The 20,088-nt window shown below is 61.2% G+C and carries 18 protein-coding genes and 1 pseudogene; 15 read left to right on the top strand and 4 right to left on the bottom strand.

Going from position 1 to position 20,088, the window contains the following annotated elements; genetic code table 11:
* Positions 1-9 precede the first annotated feature (9 nt).
* The 15 genes and pseudogenes from AB7813_RS09225 to AB7813_RS09155 all read left to right on the top strand — a co-directional run bounded on the left by AB7813_RS09225 (position 10) and on the right by AB7813_RS09155 (position 15,445).
* Complete coding sequence (locus AB7813_RS09225; protein ID WP_439083201.1) at positions 10-780, top strand: ABC transporter ATP-binding protein; 771 nt, start codon at positions 10-12, stop codon at positions 778-780.
* Positions 777-1,586, top strand: a complete 810-nt coding sequence (locus AB7813_RS09220) for an ABC transporter permease (RefSeq protein ID WP_175365723.1) — start codon at positions 777-779, stop codon at positions 1,584-1,586. Before AB7813_RS09225 ends, AB7813_RS09220 begins: the two co-directional genes overlap by 4 nt.
* Positions 1,535-2,512 (top strand): DMT family transporter, encoded by a 978-nt coding sequence (locus tag AB7813_RS09215; protein WP_120292925.1) that lies wholly within the window; start codon positions 1,535-1,537, stop codon positions 2,510-2,512. Before AB7813_RS09220 ends, AB7813_RS09215 begins: the two co-directional genes overlap by 52 nt.
* Before the next feature lie 56 nt (positions 2,513-2,568).
* Positions 2,569-2,809: pseudogene (locus AB7813_RS09210) on the top strand (LysR substrate-binding domain-containing protein); the annotation flags it as partial.
* Positions 2,810-3,468: 659 nt separating this feature from the next.
* Entirely contained in the window at positions 3,469-4,629 is a 1,161-nt protein-coding gene (locus AB7813_RS09205) for a transporter substrate-binding domain-containing protein (protein WP_439084221.1), read from the top strand.
* Entirely contained in the window at positions 4,626-5,291 is a 666-nt protein-coding gene (locus AB7813_RS09200) for an ANTAR domain-containing response regulator (protein WP_309944902.1), read from the top strand. The genes AB7813_RS09205 and AB7813_RS09200 overlap by 4 nt, the downstream gene beginning before the upstream one ends.
* An 11-nt stretch (positions 5,292-5,302) precedes the next feature.
* Entirely contained in the window at positions 5,303-6,541 is a 1,239-nt protein-coding gene (locus AB7813_RS09195) for an urea ABC transporter substrate-binding protein (protein WP_120292931.1), read from the top strand.
* Positions 6,542-6,648: 107 nt separating this feature from the next.
* Entirely contained in the window at positions 6,649-7,521 is an 873-nt protein-coding gene (locus tag AB7813_RS09190; protein WP_089267934.1) for an ABC transporter permease subunit, read from the top strand.
* Between the two features lie 13 nt (positions 7,522-7,534).
* On the top strand, positions 7,535-8,599 hold the full coding sequence (locus AB7813_RS09185; RefSeq protein WP_309944904.1) for a branched-chain amino acid ABC transporter permease: 1,065 nt from the start codon (positions 7,535-7,537) through the stop codon (positions 8,597-8,599).
* Entirely contained in the window at positions 8,599-9,315 is a 717-nt protein-coding gene (locus AB7813_RS09180) for an ABC transporter ATP-binding protein (protein ID WP_120292935.1), read from the top strand. The genes AB7813_RS09185 and AB7813_RS09180 overlap by 1 nt, the downstream gene beginning before the upstream one ends.
* Entirely contained in the window at positions 9,308-10,021 is a 714-nt protein-coding gene (locus tag AB7813_RS09175; RefSeq protein WP_175365722.1) for an ABC transporter ATP-binding protein, read from the top strand. The genes AB7813_RS09180 and AB7813_RS09175 overlap by 8 nt, the downstream gene beginning before the upstream one ends.
* Before the next feature lie 45 nt (positions 10,022-10,066).
* Positions 10,067-11,056, top strand: coding sequence for an acetamidase/formamidase family protein (locus tag AB7813_RS09170; RefSeq protein ID WP_120292939.1), 990 nt, complete (start codon positions 10,067-10,069; stop codon positions 11,054-11,056).
* Positions 11,057-11,071: 15 nt separating this feature from the next.
* Complete coding sequence (locus AB7813_RS09165; protein ID WP_175365720.1) at positions 11,072-12,829, top strand: nitrilase-related carbon-nitrogen hydrolase; 1,758 nt, start codon at positions 11,072-11,074, stop codon at positions 12,827-12,829.
* Positions 12,830-12,876: 47 nt separating this feature from the next.
* Positions 12,877-13,632, top strand: a complete 756-nt coding sequence (locus tag AB7813_RS09160; RefSeq protein WP_120292943.1) for an SDR family NAD(P)-dependent oxidoreductase — start codon at positions 12,877-12,879, stop codon at positions 13,630-13,632.
* 1,513 nt (positions 13,633-15,145) lie between these two features.
* Entirely contained in the window at positions 15,146-15,445 is a 300-nt protein-coding gene (locus AB7813_RS09155; RefSeq protein ID WP_309944913.1) for a DUF3551 domain-containing protein, read from the top strand.
* A gap of 138 nt (positions 15,446-15,583) precedes the next feature.
* Here AB7813_RS09155 and AB7813_RS09150 read toward each other — a convergent pair whose 3' ends face one another.
* From AB7813_RS09150 to AB7813_RS09135, 4 genes are read right to left on the bottom strand one after another with little or no spacing between them, the layout of a single operon-like run.
* Positions 15,584-17,122: a DHA2 family efflux MFS transporter permease subunit gene (locus AB7813_RS09150; protein WP_439064285.1), complete on the bottom strand. Its 1,539-nt coding sequence runs from the start codon at positions 17,120-17,122 to the stop codon at positions 15,584-15,586.
* Positions 17,119-18,267, bottom strand: a complete 1,149-nt coding sequence (locus AB7813_RS09145) for an NAD(P)/FAD-dependent oxidoreductase (protein ID WP_439083202.1) — start codon at positions 18,265-18,267, stop codon at positions 17,119-17,121. Before AB7813_RS09145 ends, AB7813_RS09150 begins: the two co-directional genes overlap by 4 nt.
* On the bottom strand, positions 18,264-19,001 hold the full coding sequence (locus tag AB7813_RS09140; RefSeq protein ID WP_439064283.1) for a methyltransferase domain-containing protein: 738 nt from the start codon (positions 18,999-19,001) through the stop codon (positions 18,264-18,266). Before AB7813_RS09140 ends, AB7813_RS09145 begins: the two co-directional genes overlap by 4 nt.
* A gap of 4 nt (positions 19,002-19,005) precedes the next feature.
* A complete protein-coding gene (locus AB7813_RS09135; RefSeq protein ID WP_439064282.1) occupies positions 19,006-20,082 on the bottom strand; it encodes a type III polyketide synthase in 1,077 nt (358 codons plus the stop codon).
* Positions 20,083-20,088: the final 6 nt, after the last annotated feature.

Raw genomic sequence — 20,088 nt, 5'->3', positions numbered from 1 at the left:
TCAGAAACAGTGGCCTATGTTGCGCTCGGCCGCGTGGGGAAGACTTATGCCTCCCCGCGCGGGCCGGTCGCGGCGCTGGTCGATATCGATCTCGATATCCGGCCGCAGGAATTCGTCAGCGTGGTTGGCCCATCCGGCTGCGGCAAGAGCACCTTGCTGAAGCTGGTGGCCGGCCTCGAAGGGACGACCTTCGGAACGATCGACATTGGCGGCAAACCGCTCGACGGCACGCCGGATCGGCTTGGCGTCGTGTTCCAGCGCGATGTCCTGCTGGACTGGCGCACCATTCTCGACAATGTCCTGCTGTCGATCGAATTCACCCGCAAACCGACCGCCGATGAACGCGCGCGGGCGGTGGCTTTGCTGAACCGGTTTGGCCTCGGTGGCTTCGAGCATCGGTTTCCGTGGGAACTGTCGGGTGGTATGCGACAACGCGCATCGATCTGCCGGGCACTGCTGGCCGATCCCGACCTGCTGCTGATGGATGAACCATTTGGCGCGCTCGATGCCATGACCCGCGATGATCTCAACATCGAGCTCGCGCAGATCTGGCAGGATACGCGCAAGACGCTCTTGTTCATCACGCATTCGATTGCGGAAGCCGTTTTCCTGTCAGATCGCGTCGTCATGATGAGCAAGGCGCCGGGCATGGTGGTCGATGTCATCACCATCGACCTCCCGCGGCCACGCCTGCTTGCAGTGCGCGACACGCCGGAATTCGCCGCCTATGTGCACCGGATCCGTCACCACTTCGCCGAGTTGGGGATCGTCAAGGAATGATGCGTTTCGCAAGGCGTCTGTTTCTGGGCGATAACGAAACACGCGATGTCGTCGTCGTGCTGGCCGCAGCTCTTGTTCTGTGGGAGATCGGGGTTTACGTCTTCCAGCCGTCGCCGCTGATCCTGCCGGCGCCGTCGGCGATCTTTGCCGCGTTTCTGGAGACGCCTGGGTTGTTCCTGCGTCATCTCGGCTTTACGCTCTGGATGACATGCCTCGGCTTTGTACTGGCGGTCGTCATCGGCGTCGCGCTGGCGGTTGGGATTGTCTATTCGAAATTCCTCGAGCGGACTATTTATACGCTGCTCGTGGCGCTCAACTCGATCCCGAAAGTGGCGCTGGCGCCGCTGTTCGTTATCTGGATGGGCACCGGTCCTGAGCCCAAGGTGGCGATTGCGTTAATGCTGGCGATCTTTCCGATCGTCATCGATATGGTTCTAGGCCTGCGGTCGGTGGATCCCGACATGCTGGCGCTGGCCAAGGTATCAAAGGCATCGCCTTGGGCCGTATTGATAAAAATCCGCTTTCCCTGCGCTTTGCCGAGTCTGTTCGCGGGCATGAAAGTGGCGATCTCGTTCGCGCTGGTGGGCGCCATCGTCGGAGAGTTCGTGGCCGGCAGCCGGGGGATCGGTTTTCAGATACTTGTTGCACAAGGGCAGTTCGATACGGTGCGTGTGTTCGTGTCGTTGCTGTTGTTGGGCGTGGTCGGAACAATCCTCTTCTTTCTCGTCGACTATACTGAGCGGCTATCCCTGCCATGGCACGTCTCGCAACGCGGGCGTCATCAGTCATCCGCCGATCGGGCATGAACGGCGGCTCGCGATCACTCGGTACGCTTGCGCTGATAGTGACTGCGGCACTCTGGGGCAGCAACCATGTGGTCGCGCGGGCCGCGCGTGACGCGGCGCCTTTGCCGGCGCTGGTGTTCTGGCGCTGGCTGCCCGCTCTCGTCATTCTCACGGTCATTGCGTGGCCGTCCCTGCGGCGCGCCTGGCCTGAGATCCGGCCGCGGCTGGGCGAATTGACGATCGGTGGCGTTGTCGGCGTCGGCCTGTTTTCGTTTCTTCTGATCGGCGGAGCCTATCAAAGCCCAGCCATCGAAGTGGGCTTCATCAATGCCACGACGCCGGTATGGGTCGTGTTGATCGGCTGGATCATGGGGCAGGGGCAGATCGCCCGAATGGGCCAAGGTGGGCTCGCTCTGGCTTTTGTCGGCACGCTCCTGATCATCAGCAAGGGCGATCTGCTGCGACTGACCGGGCTGCAACTGAATCTTGGAAATCTCTGGTCGCTTCTCGCAGCGATCTTCTTTGCGTGGTTCTCGATCCGTGTGCGCGAATGGTCGCGCGTAATCGAAACCTTGCCGCTCACGGTGGTGACTGCCTGGGCAGGTCTCCTGGTCGTGTCGTTGCCGGTCTATGTCACGTGGGTTGCCAGCGGCGGTCCATGGTTCGCCTGGACCGACGCTGACATGGCCATAGCCCTAGGCGCGATCGCTTATACCGGATTGGGTCCTACCATGCTTGGTAACGTGTTCTATATCTACGGCGTAGCCACCAACGGACCGACGCGTGCTGCAGGATTTCTGTATCTCAGCCCGCTGTGTACGGCAGTGTTTTCGATCTGGTGGCTGGGCGAACATCTCGCCTGGTATCACGTCGTCGGGATCGCGGCGATTTTCGCCGGATTGATCCTGTTGGGACGCCTGGGGCGAGAGAGAAAGGCGATTTCGTAGCTACCGGATATTGCTGCGTAGAATGAGGCCAACCTTGAATTTGGAAGCCCGGGTAGGTCTTCAGTGCCGAAGTTTATATCGCCTGCTGCCTTGCCAGCTTCGGCCTCATCCAGATCCCGGCCTACGATGTAGAGCGCCACCTCGACGCGGGCGAACTCGTCGAGGTGATGCCCCATCATCGAGCTGCGCCGATGCCGATGGCACTGCTCTATCCACACCGTCAGCATCTCTCTCTCTCGGAGGTTTCAGGTCTTTGCGGACTGGCTGGGTGGACTGTTGAAACGTGAGCTGCTGTGATGGCGACAGGGCGGGAACTGGTGCTTGAATGGCTGGATCTCATCCCGCGGCGTTACAAGTGTGTTTGAGCATTACCGCGAGCGCGTCGAAAGTTGATTGACCTGCGGCTCCATGGTCGCGCTCAGCGAGCTCCTCTCGCAGATGCCGCTCATCTAGTATCGACGAAGAGCCACGCAACGTCGCAGTGTATGGTCCAAGCGGTCTCCTCGTTGGTGGTCGTCAAATTGCTAGCGTTTTCATTCAACTCGTCTTCGAAGGTCGATATTTTTGTTTGCCGGTTCATAATACATCTGTTGGGTATCACCTGCGATTTAATTCGATAGCTGTGGATGGTAGGTGATGCTCCGCATTGCCGTCTGAATGGATCCTGACGCAATGACTGTCATTGGCGCTCGTGCAACCAGTGTAATTTCCCGGCGCCCTGCATAGTTTTGCTGCAACGAGGGATGAATTGAAGCAACTCTCGCCGTAACAACGTGCTTGACAGTATGGTCGTTCTAAGGGAGCTTAAACTGCAAGCGTTGGGCAGAGCTGCCCGATAACGCTACAAGTTCAAACCATTTCCAACACCGCGCTTCAAATTCAAGCGTGTCCAGTTGGTGGCGAGGGCGCCCACGGCTTCACAGCCGGCGGGCGCTTTTTTTGTTTTGGATCGGCTAATGGCGCGGAAGCACTATCGCATCGGCATAATGTTCTCGACGACAGGGTCCTACAGCGTCGTCGCACGCTCGATGCTGAACGGCGCGTTGCTGGCGTTCCAGGAGAATGCCGAGGCAGACGGTGCGGTGACGTTGGAGCCCGTCGTGGTGAACCCGTCGGGCGATCTTGAACGTTACCGCGCACTTAGCCTCGAGCTGCTTGGCGCCGGCATCCGCCAAGTTTTGGGCTGCTATACGTCTTCGAGTCGCAAGGAGGTCATTCCCTGCTTCGAGAAGTTTGACGGGTTGCTCTGGTATCCGTCGCATTATGAAGGGTTCGAGAGTTCGGACAATGTGATCTACACCGGAGCATCGCCCAACCAGCACGTGCTGCCACTGGTCGAGTATCTCGCCTCGCGGATTGGTACTCGCGCATTCTGCGTCGGCTCCAACTACATCTGGGCCTGGGAGAACAACCGCATCTTCCGTGAGGCGCTGACCGCGCGGGGAGGCGCCGTGGTCGCAGAGCGATACCTGTCCGTGGGCGATACCGAATTTGACCAGGTCATATCGGCGATCCTTGAGCAGCGTCCAGATTTCGTCTTCAACAATCTGATCGGTACGAGCGCCTATGCCTTCTTCCGCGCTTTCCGCGCGGCCTGCCGCGCGCGTGGTATCGATCAGGTCAATGAAATTCCGGTGGCCAGCTGCACGCTGTCAGAGCCGGAGCTTGCGGAGATTGGCGACAAGGCTATCGACGGGCACTTGAGCTCCAGCGTCTATTTCTCCTCGTTGGAATCTCCGGCGAATGCGGCATTCATCGCCGCCTATGCCAAGGCCTTCCCCGGCGGACCAGTATCGTCCGCCGACGCAGAAGCGTCCTACATCGCCGTCAAGCTTCTGGCCGCAGCATTAGAGCAGGCGGGTACCGATGATGCACGCGCCGTGCGCGCCGCGGTCGCCAGCCAGAGCTTGCTGGCGCCGCAGGGCGAGGTGCGCATTGATCCGCAAACCTATCACGCCTGGCTGACACCGCGGATCGCCCGTTCCACCCTCAATGGGCAGTTCGAAGTGCTGCTGGAGGCACGCAGCCCAATCGCGCCAGATCCCTATCTCGTTCAGTCGTCGCCGCGCTTTGCGAGTGCAATGCGCTCTCCCGTGCTCAGAGTGGTGCAATCATGACATCCCGGTTGCTGCAGAATTTCAAAGGCGGTCGCGCTCTTGTCGTCATCGGACGCGGCGGAAAAGAGGGCTCACTCGAGTCCACCCTCGCCAAACTTGGTGTGACGACCGAATATCCCGAGATCGTCGACGGCCGCGCGCAGATCGATGTCGGCAACCTGCAGTCCGAGCGCGATATCCTGTTCATTGACGGCGATCTCGAAGGCGCGGTGGCGATTGAGGTCAATCCCATCTCACGCCTGCCGCCGGTGCCGGTGATCGGTCTGGTCGGCGTCGAGGCGCCGAGCCGTCTGAAGGCGTTGGTCAATCTCGGCGCGACTTCCTTCCTGCGTAAGCCGGTCCACGGCGGCGCCGTCTACACCTCACTGTTCATGGGCGTGAACCAGTTCATGTTGCGTAGCGATATGCATGCCCGCCTTCAGGATCTCGAAGAACGCCGTCGTAGCCGTCGCGCGGTGATCCGCGCGGTGATCTTCTTGATGCAGCAAGACGGTCTCGATGAAGAGAGCGCCTATTCCCAGCTTCGCCGCGAGAGCATGCGCGCGCGGCAGAACTTGGAACTCTACTGCGAGGAATTTCTGAGCAGGCGGGCAAGTGCGCCCGACATTCCCGGCCGCGCGACCAGCATCACGCTGCGAGGCGGCAACAAGCAAGCGATGTAGGAGACACCAACATGACCAAGAATGTGTTGCGGGGGCTGCGCGCCGTAGCCCTCACGGGGACGCTTGTTCTCGCGACAGGTGCGGCGTTTGCGCAAACCCCGATCAAGCTCGGGGTGCTGGAGGACCAGTCCGGCGATTTCGCGGTGGCTACCATCGGAAAAGTGCATGCGATCCAACTCGCGGCCGAAGAGATCAACAAGGCCGGTGGTATCGACGGCCGGCCACTTGAGCTGGTCGCCTACGACACCCAGTCCGACAACACACGCTATCAGGAATTCATGCGGCGTGTGCTCCAGCGCGACAAGGTCGACGTAGTATTCGCTGGCTTCTCGTCCGCTTCGCGCGAGGCCTATCGCCCGATCGTCGATCAGTTCAACGGCTTCGCATTCTACAACAATCAGTACGAAGGCGGCGTTTGCGACGGCCATATGATTGTCACCGGTGCGGTGCCGGAACAGCAGTTCTCCACGCTCATTCCCTACATGATGGAGAAGTACGGCAAGAACGTCTACACGCTCGCCGCGGATTACAATTTCGGCCAGATATCGGCGGAGTGGGTGCGCAACATCGTCAAGGAGAACGGCGGCAAGATGGCCGGTGAAGAGTTCATCCCGCTCGGCGTGTCCCAGTTCTCACAGAGCATCCAGAATATCCAGAAAGCAAAGCCTGATTTTGTGGTGACGCTGCTGGTTGGCACTGCGCAGGCTTCCTATTACGAGCAGGCGGCATCCGCCAACGTCAATCTGCCGATGGCCTCGTCGGTCAACGTCGGGCAGGGCTACGAACACAAACGCTTCAAGCCGCCAAGCCTGAAGGACATGTACGTCACGACCAACTACATCGAGGAAATCGATACCCCGGCCAGCAAGGCATTCTACACCAAGTTCAAGGCCAAGTTCCCTAACGAGCCCTATGTGAACCAGGAAGCCGAGAATTCCTATCTCGCAGTCTATCTCTATAAGCAGATGGTCGAACGGGCGAAGTCGACCAAGCGGGAAGATATCCGCAAGGTAATCGCGGTCGGTGATGTCTGCATGGATGCGCCGGAGGGCAAGGTCTGTATCGACCCGAAGAGCCAGCATATGTCGCACACCATTTATCTCGCCAAGGTCGGGGCCGATCATTCGATCTCGTTTCCGAAAGTGTGGGAGGGCATCAAGCCGTACTGGCTGGGCGATGCCGGTTGCGATCTGACCAAGAAGGATCCTATGGCGCAGTACACGCCCTCGAACCCGCCGCCGAAACCCTGACATCGGCGTCGGCGCCGCCCCGGCAGGTATGTCTGCCTGCCGGGACAGTGTTCTCGAAGAGCTGAAGTTTCCCTCGCATTTCGAATTTGCATCATCCCGGTTGGTTCATGGACATCGCAACGCATATATTCTCGGCGCTCTATCAGTTCGGCGATGCATTCGCTTTTCTCGTGCTGTCGGCATGCGGACTCGCGGTGATCTTCGGCATGATGGGCGTGATCAATCTCGCCCATGGCGAGTTCATCATGTGCGGCGCCTATGTGACGGCTTCCACCGTCCATCTCGGCCTGCCGCTGCCGCTGGCGATCTTGGCCGGGGCCATCGTCGCCGCGTTGGTCGGCGCGCTAGTCGAACTCGTGGTGATCCGCCATCTCTATGACCGGCCGCTCGACACCATCGTGGCAACCTGGGGCCTGAGCCTCATTGCGACCCAGGGGACGCTGATCTTGGTGGGCTCGTCCATGGCCGGCGTCGGAACGCCGTTCGGCAGCTTTCAGGTTGGCGAGTATTCTTATTCCATCTATCGCCTCGTGCTGTTTGCCTCCGCGCTCGGCGTACTCGGCGGCCTCTATATGCTGTTCAACTGGACGCGCTTCGGCGTGCTTGCCCGCGCCACCATCCAGGTGCCGCACATGGCCGCGGCTCTCGGTGTCGATACCCGCCTGATCTACAGTCTCACCTTTGCCTGCGGTGCCGGGCTCGCCGGTCTTGCAGGTGGCCTGTACGCGCCCACCATGACGCTGGTGCCGACGATGGGCGCCACCTTCATCATGGAGGCCTTCGTCACCGTGGTGATTGGTGGGGCCGACGTATTCCTCGGTACCGCGCCGGCCGGCGCGATCCTCGCGGTGGTGAAGTCGGTGATGACCTCCTGGCAGGGACAATTGTTTGGCCAGATCGGTTTGCTGGTCGCCGTGATCATCGTTGTCCGGGTCCTGCCGAAAGGCATCTCCGGCTTCCTGCTGCGCGAACGAACCTGAAGGATCCGCAGCTGTGAACGGTTTGCCTGGTTTCCTCCGCCGCCTCGAAGGCCCGCAGACTGTGGGTCGTGGTCCGGCGTTCTGGATTACGTTCGCCATCGTGTTCGCGATTGCCTGCGCCTATCCGTTGTTCAGCGACGGTTATACGGTCGGCAATACCGTGTATTTCTTCGTCTGGGTGTTCATCGCGCTCAGCCTGTGTGTGATCTGGGGCTATGGCGGTTCGCTCTCGTTCGGGCAGACCGCTTTTTTTGGCATTGCCGGTTATAGCTACGGCATCCTCACGCTCAATTTCGGCTCGGCTTATGGGTTCACCTTGGTCGCGCTGGTGCTGGCGGTCGTGATCGCCGCGCTGTTTGCGTTGCTGCTCGGCTATTTCATGTTCTTCGGCCGTATCGCCGGCGTCTTCCTCGGTATTGTCACGCTGGCGGTGACGCTGATGCTGGAGCGCTTTATGGCCCAGACCGCGGGCCCTGAGTGGCGCATCGGCGCGGCGCGCCTCAACGGCTTTAATGGCATGAGCGCGATGCCGCCGCTAACGATCCCATGGTCCGGTGGCGACATCGTGTTGTTGGCCGATATCGGACTCTATTACGCCGTGCTGGGATTGCTGCTGCTGGTCTATCTCGGCCTGCGCATCCTGATGAACTCCTCGTTTGGCAATGTCATCGTTGCTATCCGCGAGAATCCGGAGCGCGCGGAGATGCTGGGCTACGACGTGCGCAAATATCAGCTCATCACCTTCGTGATCGGAGCGGCGCTCGCGGGCATTTCCGGCGTGCTTTACACGGCGTGGGGACAGTACATCACGCCGTCGAGCATGGGCATGACCGCGGCCGCGCTGCCGTTGATCTGGGTCGCGGTCGGCGGCCGCAGCGATCTCACGTCGACCGTGATCGGCACGCTGGTGGTGCTCGCGGCCTTCCAGGCCCTGACCATTTACGGCAGCCAATACGCGCTGGTGTTCATGGGTGTGCTGCTGGTACTGACCGTGCTGATCGCGCCGAACGGGCTCGTGCTCGGTGCCATGAATCTGATTTCCCGGCTCGTTGCGCGCCGCAGCAAGGGAGACGTCTGATGGCGCTTCTCGAGCTTCGCGGACTCAATAAACATTTCGGCGGCTTGCATGTCACCAATTCGGTCGATCTCGTGCTTGAGGCCGGTGAAATCCATTGCCTGATCGGTCCGAACGGTGCGGGGAAGAGTACGCTGTTCAGGTTGATCCTAGGCGAACACCATCCCGGTAGCGGCGATATTCTGTTCGCCGGCGAGAACATCACTGCGCTGAAACCGTTCGCGCGCATTCACCGCGGGCTGTCGGTCAAATTCCAGGTGCCTGGCGTATTCAAGGGATTGTCTGTCCGACAAAACCTCGAAATCGCCCTGCAGCGGACGCATCGCAGCGTTGAGCTCGCGCGCGGGATCGATCGGTTGCTGACGTTCCTCAACCTTGAAGCCGAGCAGATGCAGACCGCCGGGAATCTGAGCCACGGCCAGAAGCAGTGGCTCGAAATCGGCATGGCGATCAGCCTGAAGCCGCAACTGTTGCTGCTCGACGAGCCGACTGCGGGCATGTCGCCGGAAGAAACGCATCAGACGGGCGAGATGGTGCAGCGATTGAATGCGGACGGCATGACAGTGTTGGCGATCGAGCACGACATGGCCTTCGTGCGCCAGGTCGCGCAGCGCGTCACGGTGCTGCATCTTGGACAGGTCTTCGCGCAAGGCTCGATCGATGAGATCGTCGCCGACGAACGCGTCGCCGCTATCTATCTGGGGCAGGCCCATGCGTAAGGAAGTCATTCTCTCGACGCAGGCCTTGCGCGCCGGTTACGGCGGCAAGCCGGTGTTGCAGGGCCTCGAAATCGAGGTGTGGGAGAGCGAGATCGTCGCTGTGATCGGCCGCAACGGCGTCGGCAAATCGACGCTGATGAAAAGCCTGATTGGCCTCGTGCCGGCGATGAGCGGTTCGATTGTCTATCGCGGCGAGGCCGTCGAACTGTTGCCGCCGCACAAACGGGCGCGGCTTGGCATGGGTTATGTGCCACAGGGGCGCGACGTGTTTCCGCGCCTGACGGTGGCCGAAAACATCGCCGTCGGCGCTGCGATCAAGGGCGATATCCCCGAGGAGGGACGGCGGCGGATCGTGGAAGCCTTTCCGATCCTCGCGGAGCGCTGGAGCCAGCGTGCCGGCACCATGTCCGGTGGCCAGCAGCAGCAACTCGCCATCGGGCGTGTGCTGATTGCCGATCCCCACCTCATTTTGCTCGATGAGCCATCCGAAGGCATTCAGCCGAATATCGTTCAGGACATTGCCCGCAACATGGTCGAACTCAACCGCAGCACCGGCGTCACTATCATCCTGGTCGAGCAGAATCTCGACATGATCCGCGCCATGGCGCAGCGCTGCTACGTGATGGACAAGGGGCGCATCGTCGCAAGCCTCGATCGGGCCGCGCTCGACGATCAGGCAGAAATGCGCCGTCATCTCGCGGTCTGAAACCAACCCACGCCCATAACAACACAGAGACGAAGGAGTGAATCGATGGCCTGGCAGGAAAATTCGATCATGGCGAGCAAGGGCGTCGCCAAGGGAAAACCCGGCACCCATCACATGATCACCGAACAGGATCAGGGCAAGTACCACTATGTCTATGGCCCTTACGTAGGGCCTGTGCTGACGGTCGATCCCGGCGCTGTGGTCTCCGCCGAAACCCATGATGCGTTCGAGGGCGCCATCAAGCACGAGACCGACATCCCCTCGAAGATTCTCAACTTTCCCTTTCTCAACCCGCAGAACGGGCCGATCTGGATCAACGGAGCCGAGAAGGGCGATACGCTCGCGGTCTATATCGAGAGCATCGTGCCGCGTGGGCCGCAACCGCGCGGCACCACTGTCGTCATGCCGGAATTCGGCGGGCTGGTCGGCACCGGCCAGACCGCGTTGCTCAATCCGGCTTTGCCCGAGCGCGTCAAGAAGCTCGAGATCACTCTCGAGAACGGCACCAAATGGAACGACAAGATCACGCTGCCCTATGAGCCGTTCATCGGCACCATCGGCACTTCGCCGGAGATCGAGGCGATTTCGTCGCTGGTGCCGGACTATTACGGCGGCAACATGGACCTGCCCGACGTCGGTGTCGGTGCGGTGATCTATCTGCCGGTCAATACCAAGGGCGCGTTGCTCTATCTCGGTGACTGCCACGCGGCGCAGGGCGACGGCGAACTCTGCGGCGTCGCGATCGAGCATCCGACCGTGACCACGGTCCAGATTGATCTGATCAAGGGCTGGAGCATTGCTTGGCCGCGGCTGGAGACCAAGGACTTCATCATGACGATCGGCTCGGCGCGGCCGATGGAAGATGCTGCGCGCATCGCCTATCGCGAGCTTTGCCGTTGGATGACGGCCGATTACGGCTTTGAGGAGATCGATGCCTACATGCTACTGACCCAGACCGGCCGCGTCCGGCTCGGCAACATGGTGGATCCGAAATATACGCTCGGCGCTTCGATCAAGAAATCATTTTTGGTCTAAAAGGGTAAGCCGATCATGTCGCGCGTGCACAAGGTTGCCACGGTTCAGTTCGAACCGACCATGTTCGAGAAGGAGCGCAATATCGCGCGGCTGCTCGAACTCTGCGAAGCGGCGGCGACAGCGGGCGCCCGGCTCATCGTTACGCCGGAGATGGGCACCACGGGCTATTGCTGGTTCGACCGGGCTGAGGTCGCACCGTTCGTCGAGACGATCCCGGGGCCGACCACGGATCGCTTCGCAGCGCTCGCGCGGAAACATGACTGCTACATTGTTGTCGGCATGCCGGAGGTCGATAGCGACAGCATCTATTTCAACTCTGCGGTGCTGATCGGACCCGAAGGTGTGATTGGCCAGCATCGCAAGACGCATCCCTATATTGCGGAGCCGAAATGGTCGGCGGCAGGCGATCTCGGCCATCAGGTCTTAGACACGCCGATCGGGCGCATCGCGCTGCTGATCTGCATGGACATCCACTTTGTGGAGACCGCGCGTCTCGTCGCCTTGCAGGGCGCCGACGTGATCTGCCATATCTCGAACTGGCTCGCTGAGCGCACACCGGCTCCGTATTGGATCAGCCGGGCGTTCGAGAACGGTTGCTATCTGATCGAAAGCAATCGGTGGGGACTTGAACGCACCGTCCAGTTCAGCGGCGGCAGTTGCGTGATCGCGCCGGACGGAACAATTGCGGCCCTGATCGATGGCGGGGACGGCTTCGCACTAGCTGACATGGATCTGGACGCGTCCCGCGCGCGGCGTGTTGGCGGTGAAGCCGTGTTCTCTCAGCGCCGCCCCGAACTCTATGCGGGGCTGCTGTCCAATACGTTCAGCTGGAATCCTCGCGATTTCTTCAAGTTGTACGGCCACAAGCCCTGGCCGACGGGGCGGACGTCGCGGGTTGCGGTCGCGCAGATGAGTCCCGGTGATGACGTCGAAGCAAATCTCGCGCGCATCACCTCGCTTGCGCGGCAGGCGGAGCTTGAGGGCAAGGCCGACCTCGTCGTGTTTCCGGAACTCGCGCTGAGCGGCCTCAACAATCCCGGCGCGCGAGCGCAGACTGTTCCGGGGCCGGAGACCGATCAGCTCTGCCGTCTGGCCGCCCAGCTCAAGGTGTATCTTGTCGTCGGCATCGCCGAGCGTAACGGCGATGCGATCTACAACAGCGCGTGCCTGATCGGGCCAGAAGGCCTTGTCGCGGTTTACCGCAAGACCCACTTGACGGAATCCGAGCGTGCCTGGGCGCGTCACGGCGATGACTGGGTGGTGGCCGACACGTCGGTCGGGCGCATCGGCCTTCTGATCGGTCACGATGCATCGTTTCCTGAAGCCGGCCGCATCCTTGCGCTGAAGGGGTGTGATCTCATCGTCTGCGCGGCAGCGATTAAGGAACGTTTCAGCACCCCGCATGTGGGATCGCTTGTGTCGCAGAACTATCCGATCCCGACCGGCGCCGATCTCTATCACTGGCATCACTTCCGGGTTCGCGCCGGCGAGAACAACGTGTTTTTTGCGTTCTCGAATGTGTTCGATCCCGGCAACGGATATCCAGGCCTCAGCGGCGTGTTCGGCCCCGACACCTTCGAGTTTCCGCGTCGGGAAGCCATCGCGGCGGATACCGAAGGGACGGCGACGGCGGTGGTGGACACCACGAATCTCGACACCGTCTATCCGACCAACGTTGTGCGCCGGAAAGATCTGGTTGCTATGCGGATGCCGCACAGCTACCGCGGGTTGATCACGAAGGCTGCGGGGTGGTACGCGCGAGAGCACCGATGACAATCGTGCAAGCCGAGCAGTCAGGCATCTCAACCGAGGAGTGAACCATGGATCTGGGATTGAAGGGCACGAACGCTCTGGTGACGGGCGGAAGTAAGGGAATCGGTCGTGCGATTGCGGACATGTTCGCTAGCGAGGGCGCCAACGTCGCCATTTGCGCGCGACAGCAAGTGCAGATCGACAGCGTCGTTGCGGCCTTGCAGGCGAAGAGCGTCAAGGCCTGGGGCAAGTCGACCGATGTCGCCGATCCCGTCGCCCTCAAGCAATGGGTTGACGGCGCGGCCGCCGAGCTCGGCGGCGTCGATATCCTCGTATGCAATGTCAGCGCACTGGCGGTCGGCGATACCGCGGAAACCTGGGAAAAGTCATTCCGCATCGACATGATGCACACGGTCAATGCGGTGGCGGCCGCGCTTCCCTATCTGGAAAAATCGAAGACGCCGTCGATTGTCATCGTCTCCAGCGTCTCCGGGTTCGAGGTCGATTTCGCCGCCGGCTCTTACGGCGCCTTCAAGGCTGCACTGATCCACTATGCCAAGGGATTGAGCAATCAGCTCGCCGGCAAAGGCGTCCGCGTCAACGCGGTGTCGCCCGGCAACACCTATTTCGAAGGCGGCATATGGCAGGGCATCGAACACGGCTCGCCCGAACTTTACAAGACGGCCATGAGCTTGAACCCGACCGGTCGAATGGGAACCGCGGAGGAAGTGGCCGCCGGAGTCGTGTTCGTGGCTAGCCCTATCGCGAGCCGCATCTCGGGTACCAACCTCATCATCGACGGTGCTCTGACGAGGGCCGTGTAGCTCTGAACCCGCTTCGAAACGAGGCGCGATCAGTTCGAGGAGCGGGATAGTTCGACGATCATTGCTGAACTAAGAAACATGAGAATTCATCCACGCTGACGACTGTATAGGAAACTGCAATTTCCTATACAGTCATCGGCGATCAGCTAACTCGGTGTGATCTCGCCATTCTGCAATGAGTGACATCAACCCGGCGCCAACGCCAAACTGCGACCGTGGAAACGAAACGGGCTGGAAGGTGGGGCTCAGTCGGTTGGTGCCCCCATGTGCCTCTAATTGGCGGCTATGGGGCTGGTGATACGACAGCTACGAGCTATCGTGAAGCAGTGGGCTTTTCGGCTCAGCTTGGGCGATTGGCAGCTCCTGGCGCAAAACAAACCTTCGGCAAATTCGGGGGCAGCGAAGTGACAAATGACACCGATTGCGATTGGCCTGAGTGCTGACTGCCAACGGTTGCCAGATGCAAAACAAACGCAGGTGGGCTTCTCGAGCTACTCTTTACCATTATGAATTTCGAGGGTTTTGACTGAGTCTTAAAACGCTTTTCCAAACCTATCATTCCGAGCACAAAATCTAGCGCGCGCCCTTCCAGTTCTTGCCCTCTCTGACAACAACCACGTCAATATCCGTTGGCATCCTGCTGTGGTGTGAAAATGTAGGTGTGATCCGATCTGCCTCGATGCACCTTCAAGTTTGTATGGGAGAAGGCATGAGCCCTGGCTGATATGCGATGAGCAGGGAGCGCTTCGATCTGATCTGTCTCGAGCAAGTATAGAGCCTTCATCCGGACTAAAGGAAACTTGCCATGGGAGCGCTCAATGATTGAGATGACTCCCAATGAGACGGCCCCCATCGCCCCGAGCATCAGTCGCCCTAACCTTCCGCAAGCGACGCTCCCGCCACCAAGGGTAAAATCGAGCACTGCATGTGTTGGCGCTTCAGCCTGGAGCGCATCGTGCGCGCTTCTACAGTCGGAGAGGGCTTCAGTGGTGATGAGCGATGCAGCTCGCAGCAATCGTTGGAAGCCGACGTTTTACGTGCTGATCGAAGACAATGCAGCCGAGGAATGGTGGTCGCCTAGCCAATATCTTGAGGTCGTAGTCACCAAATGTCGTTAAGTGACACAACCGTGGACACTGGACGGGCCAGGTGGCTTTTGCAGCGTGAATGGCCGCTTTGTGCCGAAGATGATGGCGGCTGTTCGAAACGCTGCGGAAAATTCGAGAGGCCGATTTTCCGCTGTCAGTCAGACCTTCATTCGGAACGTCGATCGGGGTCGCTCCGAGCGCTTTCGAAAGTTAAACACGTATTTATTCGGGAAATACATAGGATTTCCTATCTCTTTGGTATGGGACCTGTGCGAAGAAAATCTTGAATTTCCGGCGCACGATGACCTCGGAAACGTAGCCCTTGGCTGCCCATCTTGCAGGCTTTGCAATCGCGATCTCCGATCGATGCGACTGCGCGACCGCGAGCGGCACGCTTTGAGGTTCACAGCAGATGGAGATGGATGATGATTTTCGATCGACAACCCAGATATCTCACCGCGGCCTTTGCCGTTGCCGTCGTGCTCTCGTTCGCAGCGCTGAGCTCGCAACCCGCCGAAGCTACGCCACTGCACCGTGACGCGTCGCCATTCTGTCTGTTGCCAGGCTCATCCAATGGTCCAGGGGGCGCACCGCAGATCTGCGGCTACTATGATTATCAGGAATGTCTGCAGGCCGCGGCCGACATGCACGCCAACTGCGTGGAGAACATCGATTTCCGCGGTAGTTATGAGCGAACGCCCGACGGGTGGCGTGCCCGGTACTGAGCGCCTTCGCGAGCGGCACGGCCCGGTCGATAATAATCTCTTGTGCGGAAAACGAGATCATCTTGAAAAGGGGGACGCCGTGAAACGCGTCTATCGCTTCTCGAGATGGCGGCAGCAGCGCCGCTCGCCCGGGCCGAACTACCGTTCGCGCCCGCCCCATGCGAATGGCACCAGCAGCACGGCAAGCAGCGCCGTTGCTGCCAGCATTGCCCAAGCATCGTTCACACTCCAGACAAAGGCCGTCTTTTCGATCATGGGCCGGACCAGGGCTTCCATGGCAGGAGTGGGTGGGCCGGAGAGACCGCTTGTCAGCAACGCGGGATCGAGGCCAATGGCCGTTGCCGCCGTGGGGTCTCCCGATAACAATCGCATATGCAACGCAGCGGCGTAGATGTGGGTGCGACTGTATAGGATAGTGTCAATCAGCGCGATGCCGATCGCGCCGCCCAGATTGCGCATCAGGTTGAACAGGCCGCTCGCTGCCGGTATCTGCGCTTCCGGCAGCGAGCCCAACGCCAGGCGGGTCGGTGGCAACAGGCAGAACATGATGGCGACGCCGCGAACGATCTGTGGCCAGAACATCTGGTTGAAATCGGTGTCGCGTGTCTGAAACATGCTGAGGGCGAGGCCGATACCAAACACCGCAAAACCTGCGGCGGTCAGCCAGCGCGCCTTGAGTCGCCGTTCCAGCGCGACGGCGATGGGCGACATCGCCAGTTGCGCGGCGCCGGTCACCAGCATCGTCGAACCAATCTGCAGGGCGTCGTGACCCCTGATGTAAGCCAGAAAAACCGGGATGAGATAGACTGAGCCGTACAGGCCCACGCCCAGGCAAAAGCTCAACGCGCATCCGATCGCGAACGAGCGGTTTCGGAACGGGCCAAGCTGCACGACAGGATGGGCAGCGCGCAATGTGCGTCGGACGAACAGGCCGCCGCAGAGCGCGCTGATTGTGAACAGGCCCGTGCAGGTGACCGATACCCAGCCATCATGGGGGGATTGCTTCAGTCCGATCTCCAGAGTGGCCAGCAACATCGCCATCAGAACCAGCGACCGCCAATCGATTTCCGCAACGTCGCCAAAGTTCAGCTGTTGCCGGGGCAGCAGAGGAGGCGCCACAACGCAAGCGATCAGCCCGGGAACGACATTGATCAGGAACAGCCAGTGCCAGGACCAGGTCTGCGTGATCCAGCCGCCGACCACAGGGCCGACCGTCGGCGCCAGCACCGCCACGATGCCGGCGATCGTCGTGGCGATACCTTGGTTGCGCGGCGGGAACAGCAGGAAGACTGCGGCGAACACCGCCGGGATGAGCGTTCCGCCCGCGAATCCCTGCAGCACACGAAACGACACGAGGGCGGCGAAGGTGCCGCTCGCGGCGCAGCCGATCGACGCCAGTGTGAACAGCGCGAGGGCGGCGGCAAACAGCCAGCGCATTGAGAGCACATGCGTCAGCCAGCCCGTCAGGGGAATGGCTATGATCTCGGCAATCAAATAGGAGGTCTGGACCCAGCTCATCGTCTCCGGGGAGATGGCGAGGGCATTCTGAATGGTCGGCAGCGATGTTGCGACGACCTGAATGTCGAGGATCGCCATGAACATCCCAAGACACATCAGGACAAAGCCGAGCCACGTCCGGGTGTCCGCGAGGGGCAGTTCGGTGCGCGGGGTCGTCATGGGCTTACGAGCGGCGGGGCAGGCAGCACGGCAGGGTCAAGGCTATCCATCGCGCGGGTTAATCGGGTGCGGCGGACGATCGAGCTGATCAGGCCCGGGCCGCGCGTGGCCGCGGCGAACATCAGGTTTCGGCTGATGCGATGTTCGGCAAGGCAGGAGACGATGCTCGCCAGCCGGATCGGTCCGGCTGTGAGTTTTCGCGCCGCCGCCAGATACACATCAGGTGAAAGGCCCTCCCGGATATGCGCGACTGCCAGCGCGGCCGATCCAAGGGCGATGGCAAGGCCGTCGCCGGTGAAGGGCGGGATGTGGGCGAGACGGTCGCCGACCCGATAGGCTGCAGTGTTTCGCTCGCGATGAAGATGTCCGCCGCTGGGACAGGCCACGGCCTTCGGCTTGTCCCACAGTGGTTCGGCGTCTGCCAGCCGCTCCGCCAGTGCGGGAAGTGCCGCCGCCACATGGTTGCGCAGCGCGGGCCAGCCGGATCCGAACTGGCTCATGACTTTACCCGGCAGCACCATGCAGAGGTTGGCGATACCGTCTTCGACCAGTTCGAGGCCGATATAGCTGGCCTCCAGAAAGTAAAGCTCGACCCGACCCTCGAGCGCTCGGCGAATGTGGGGGGTAGGCCGCAGGTGCATTTTCAACCCGACCTGCGAGCCGTCGCGTGTGTCGTCGATGCCGCGCAGACCCAGCTTGCCGGTGGCCAGTACGAGGTTCCGGCAACTCACCGTATGGCCGTTGTCGCACACGACCAGCCAGCCGGATCCATCGGGTCTCGCCGTTTTCACCGTCACGTCGCGATGCAGGCGTGCGCCGCTGAAATGCGCGTGTCGCAGCAGCGCGGCGTCGAGTCGATAGCGCGACAGCGACAGCCCGCGAAACGGTAGTGCCGAGGTCACGCTGCGGCGCGAGGAATAGAGCGCCACCTCATCGACCGGCACCGCGCCGAGCGCCAGCGGATCGACGCCCAACCGCCTTAACAGCAGCTGTGTCTCGACGCTCAGGAATTCGCCACACACTTTATGCTGGGAGGTCGCTGTGCGCTCGATCAGCATGACGTCGTGGCCATACCTGGCCAGACCGCAGGCCACCGCGCTGCCGGCCGGCCCGCCGCCGATGACGATCGTCTCGACCTGAATCATCGCACACGTCCGATCACGAAGCGGAACAAGAACCATCGCAGGCGCACCACGCGCGGCGCGATCCCGGCATCGCGTAACCGCGCCGTCCATTCCGCGCGGGTGAGGGCTCTCGCAACCGAGATCCGGCCGTCGTGAATGACGATGGGATGCAGCCGCGTCAGCCAGCCCATCAGGCCGATGAAATGGAACGGCACCCGGTGGCGCTGCAGGTCGTAGATCATCCAGCCGCGTCGCGCGGTCCTCTCCATCCAGCGCAGGAACGTCACGATCATCTCGTCGGACATATGATGCGTGAGCAGGCTACTGACGACGAAGTCAATGGGGGAGGGCGGGATGAAATTGAAGATGTCCATCACCTGATATTCGATATTGAGATCGTTTCCTGTCGCCGACTGCGCGATGCGGACCGTCTCGCGATTGAGATCGAGCCCGATCAGCTTGATCTGCCGGCCGCGCCCGGCGGCCCAGCTGCGGATCGCCCGCAGCAGGTCGCCATAGCCGCAACCGACATCGACGAGTGTGAGCTCGGTGCCTTCAGGTATCCGCTGGATGGCGGCGTCCAGCCAGGCGATCACCGCCCGGTGCCCGAGCATCGCGCCGTTGAAGCGGGCGAGGTCGCGCAGCACAAGTTCGAGCTCTTCCGAACTTGCGCCGGCGCTGTCCAGCCATTCGGCTTCGGTACTTCGCTGCGACAGGTCCGTCGCTGCAGCGCGGGTGGTGCTGAATGTGCTCATGGGCTCAGGCCGCGGTTCGAAAAAGCATGGTTTCTGCGATCAGTCCGGGCCCGAACGACATTGCGCACCCGCTGCGGCCGCGTGCGCCCGAACGCATCAGTCGCTCGATCACGAACATGACCGTCGCCGACGACATGTTTCCATAACGGCGCAGCACGTCGCGCGACGCCGCCAGTGCGGTCGGCGCCAGCGCGAAGGCTCGCTCCACCGCGTCGAGAACGGTCCGGCCGCCGGGATGCACCGCCCACAGGTCGACCGCCGCCGCGGGCGCTCCAGCCAGGATTTCATCGGCGCTCCGCCGTAGGCCGTCCTGGATAACGGCCGGAACGCGTCCCGACAAAACCATGTCGAAGCCGGCATCGCGGATGTTCCATGTGATCAGATCGCGGGTATCGGGGACCAGCATGGCGCGGAAACTGTCGAGCGCGATGCCGGACGGCTCGGCGCTCACGAGGCTTGCCGCACAACCGTCGGCGAACAGCAGGAACGAGAGCATCTGCTCGAGATCGGCGTTTTCCTTGAGATGCAGCGTACAGAGTTCGAGGTTCACGACCAGTACGCGCGCCGACGCCTCGGAGCGGACGATGTGATAGGCCAGCTTCAGGGCGTTGATGGCGGCGTAGCAGCCCATGAAGCCGATAACGGTACGTTCGACCGTCGTCGGCAGCTCGCAACGCGCGATGAGATCGAGGTCGAGGCCGGGCGCGGAGAAACCTGTGCAACTGGTGATGATCAAGTGCGTGATGCGGTCACGATCTGCTCCGAGATGCAGGCGATCGACGGCGGCTTGCGCCAGTTCGGGCGCGTGCCGCTCATACTGCTCCATCCGCGTCGCCGTATCGGGAAAACCACTACGGGCATAGAAGCCGCCGGCATCGAAATGGTCGCCTTCCGGTCGATTGCCCGGCGTAAGGCACGAGAAGCGGTGCTCGATACCGGACTTGTCGGCCATGCGTTCGAACAGCCGCGCCTGACGCGGGTTGGCCAGATGGAGCGTAGACTGTGCGAAGCGGCGAAAAGTGTCATGAACGTCGTAAGGCGGCACAGCCGTTGCGACACGATTGATATAAACTGCTGGCAAGGGAAT

Source organism: Tardiphaga sp. 20_F10_N6_6 (assembly GCF_052076045.1).
GTDB classification, from domain to species: Bacteria; Pseudomonadota; Alphaproteobacteria; order Rhizobiales; family Xanthobacteraceae; genus Tardiphaga; species Tardiphaga robiniae.
Note: the sequence above shows the minus strand (reverse complement) of the source record. Positions and strands in the feature narration are given on the sequence as shown.